We start from the raw sequence: 506 nt of genomic DNA on the forward strand, positions 1-506 counted from the left end.
AGAACCTGCGGCTGGATCACCTCCTTTCTATGGAGAATTCAGTTAACAAGATGATTAACTGGTATATTAAAAAATTCGAAATTCGGATTTCTTACCGAAAAGAAGGTTTTTAAATGGTTTCTGTTCAATTTTGAGAGATTACTCTCAAAACATATGGGTCTATAGCTCAGCTGGTTAGAGCGCACGCCTGATAAGCGTGAGGTCGGTGGTTCGAGTCCACTTAGACCCACCACAGTGTTCTTTGAAAATTGCATATGAATATAAATTGTTGATACAACAAGCCAAGAAATAAAGTATTTATTAAATACTATTCTTTGTGAGAACCAAAATTGTGATGATTTTGAAAAATTGACTAAATAGGTCAAGCTACAAAGGGCGTATGGTGAATGCCTTGGCATCAGGAGCCGATGAAGGACGTGATAAGCTGCGATAAGCTTCGGGTAGGCGCACATAGCCAGAGATCCGAAGATTTCCGAATGAGGAAACTCACATGGGTTAACCCCATG

The 506-nt window shown here is 39.7% G+C and carries 1 tRNA gene and 1 rRNA gene; both read left to right on the forward strand.

Annotated features, from left to right (window positions below):
* The first annotated feature begins 155 nt into the window (after window positions 1-155).
* Window positions 156-232: transfer RNA gene (locus K5V21_RS19115), tRNA-Ile, on the forward strand.
* A gap of 127 nt (window positions 233-359) precedes the next feature.
* Window positions 360-506: ribosomal RNA gene (locus K5V21_RS19120) — 23S ribosomal RNA — on the forward strand; the annotation flags it as partial.

The organism is Clostridium sardiniense, assembly GCF_019753795.1.
In the GTDB taxonomy this organism is placed as follows: Bacteria; Bacillota; Clostridia; order Clostridiales; family Clostridiaceae; genus Clostridium; species Clostridium sardiniense.